The organism is Kiritimatiellia bacterium, assembly GCA_028715905.1.
Lineage (GTDB): Bacteria > Verrucomicrobiota > Kiritimatiellia > JAAZAB01 > JAAZAB01 > JAQUQV01.
Genome location: JAQUQV010000138.1, coordinates 1 through 2,606, shown reverse-complemented (window position 1 = coordinate 2,606; position 2,606 = coordinate 1). Strand labels below are relative to the sequence as shown.

At 53.6% G+C, this 2,606-nt stretch carries 2 protein-coding genes; both read left to right on the top strand.

Annotated elements, in window-relative coordinates:
- Nucleotides 1-95 precede the first annotated feature (95 nt).
- Nucleotides 96-1,592 carry an IS21 family transposase gene (gene istA, locus PHP98_12245; protein MDD5484399.1) on the top strand — a complete coding sequence of 499 codons (1,497 nt, stop codon included), beginning with the start codon at nucleotides 96-98 and terminating at the stop codon, nucleotides 1,590-1,592.
- On the top strand, nucleotides 1,585-2,352 hold the full coding sequence (gene istB, locus PHP98_12240; GenBank protein ID MDD5484398.1) for an IS21-like element helper ATPase IstB: 768 nt from the start codon (nucleotides 1,585-1,587) through the stop codon (nucleotides 2,350-2,352). The genes istA and istB overlap by 8 nt, the downstream gene beginning before the upstream one ends.
- The last annotated feature ends 254 nt before the right edge of the window (nucleotides 2,353-2,606 follow it).

The window sequence follows — 2,606 nt, the reverse complement described above, 5'->3', positions numbered from 1 at the left end:
TGCGCGGCGACAACTATAATTCCCCACCGACGACAATTATAATTCCCCATCTGTGAGGGGCAAATAAGATGCCATATCCAAGGAGGACCAAGGATATGGCGATTACCCCAAAACAGATGAGGAAACTAATGAGCGAGTATCAAAAGACCGGGAAAGTGAGTCAGGCCGCCCTGCAGGCGGATATGGACCGGAAAACGGCCAGGAAGCTGCTGAATAAGGAAAAGCCATGGGAAGACGGGCCGACGCTGCGTTCTTGGCGGACGCGGGTAGATCCGTTTGATGCGAATTGGACTGAAGTGGAGGCGCATTTAAAGGATGCGCCGGAATTGCAGGCAAAATCGCTGTTTGAATGGTTTCAGGAACAGCATCCTGGTGTTTATAGCGAGGGGCAGTTGCGGAGTTTTCAGCGGCGCGTTCGGCAGTGGCGGGCGCTGAACGGTCCCGACAAGGAAGTGTATTTTTCACAGGTACATCAGCCCGGACAGCGCATGCAGAGTGATTTTACCTGTTTAAACGAGATTGGGATAACGATTTGCGGCCAGGCGTTTGACCACTGGGCCTGTCATACGGTGCTGCCCTATTCAAATTGGGAATGGGCAATCTTGTGTCAAAGCGAGAACTATGCGGCGCTCAGGCAGGGAGTGCAGACAGCGCTCTGGAAATTGGGGTGCGTGCCGGCGGAGCACTGGACGGATCACACGCCAGTAGTGGCGCATTGGGTTGGAACTCCGGCGCCCGGGCGTTGGGAATACAATCAGGATTACATGCAATTAATGGAACATTACGGTCAGGAACCGCATCTGACCCAAGTCGCGAGTCCGAACGAGAACGGCGACGTTGAGGCTGGGAATGGCGCTTTCAAAAACCGTTTGCGCCAGCATTTGCTCTTGCGCGGCAGCCGCGATTTTACCGATCGGGAAGAGTATCGGCACTTTTTTGAAACGGTGTTGGACAAGGCCAATCGCGCCCGGCAGGTTCGTTTGAACGAGGAACTTAAGGCGATGAAAGTTTTGGCGGTTGGGCTATTGCCGGAATATGTGGTCGAAAACCCCATTGTAAGCGCCTGGAGCACGATTCAGGTGCAACGGACGCCATATTCGGTTCCGAGCCGATTAATCGGTGAAAAAGTCCGTGTTCATCGTCATGAGGACCGGCTGGAGGTATATTACGCGGGAGAGCATCAACTGACGATTCCGCGGTCATCTGGCCGTGGCCGGCCGCAGATTGATTATCGTCATGTAATCGATTGCCTGGTGCGCAAGCCCGGAGCGTTTCAGAACTACCGTTATCAGGAGGCCATGTTCCCGACCTTGGCGTTCCGTCAGGTCTATGATCGGTTACAGGAAACGTGCGGTGAGCGCGTGGCCGTTCGGGAATATCTTGGCATATTACAGACCGCCGCCCGGCATGGTCAGAAGAACATTGAGGCCGCTTTCGACACATTGCGCGCCAGTGGGATTGCGCCGCGTCTGGCGGCTATTCTGGAATATATTCCCGGTCCGGAGGCAATGCCGCCGGCGCTGAATTCGTTAACGGTTGATCTGGCCGCTTATGACGGATTATTGGAAAAGATCGAGGTGGGGCATGAGTAAAGCGGCCAGCCTGGCAATGAAATTACGCAGTCTCTGTCTGACGGCCATGTCAACGGAATATGAAAAACTCGCACAACGTGCCGGTCAGGAAGGTTGGACGCCAATCCGTTACTTGGAACATTTATGTGATACAGAACTGGCCGAACGTTCCCGCCGTAAAACCGAGCGGTTTTTGAAGCAGTCCGATCTGCCACCGGGCAAGACGCTGGAAAGTTTGCGGCAGGAAGAACTGCCGGTGAAAATTCGGCGGCAGTTGCCGACGCTTATGGAAGGCGACTGGGTTGAGCGGGCGGAAAATATTCTGGCCTTCGGACTGCCTGGCAGAGGAAAAACGCATCTGGTTTGCGCGATCGCCCGGGAGTTGATTCTGAAACGGGATTACCGGGTTTATTTCACGACCACGTTTCATCTGGTTCAGAAACTTCTGCTGGCCAAGCGCGACCTGAAAATCGAGGCCCTGCTCGATAAGCTGGATCGGTTTGACGTAATGATCCTTGACGATATTGGTTACGTTCAACAAAGCCGGGATGAAATGGAAGTTTTATTCACGTTCCTGGCGGAACGATATGAGCGGAAAAGCCTGATGATCACAAGCAATCTGATCTTCAGCGAATGGGATAAAATATTCAAGGATCCAATGACTACCGCCGCCGCCATTGACCGGCTGGTCCATCATGCCCTGATTTTGGAACTGGATGGTGACAGTTATCGCGCTAAAAATGCCAAAGAACGCAAACAAAAAGGAGGCGAGACAAATTGACGCGCTTTTTTCTCCCCCCTCGGGGGGAGAAAGGATCAGAAATCCCCTCCCAAGATGACTAACGGGTAATTGTCGTCAGTGGGGAATTCTAATTGTCGTCAAGAGGAAGAATAATTGTCGCTGGACACCCAACGGCCGGTGGACGAGAAGTCAAACGAGATCACGGCGTTGCGCCCGATGCTTACGCCACTGACGCTGGACGGGGTGGTGGTTACGGCAGACGCCATGCAGGCCCAGCAAAAAGCGGCGCATTT

Coding starts and splice junctions, on each gene's coding strand:
- istB (MDD5484398.1), top strand. CDS start 1,585: ATGAGTAAAGCGGCCAGCCTGGCAATGAAATTACGCAGTCTCTGTCTG.
- istA (MDD5484399.1), top strand. CDS start 96: ATGGCGATTACCCCAAAACAGATGAGGAAACTAATGAGCGAGTATCAA.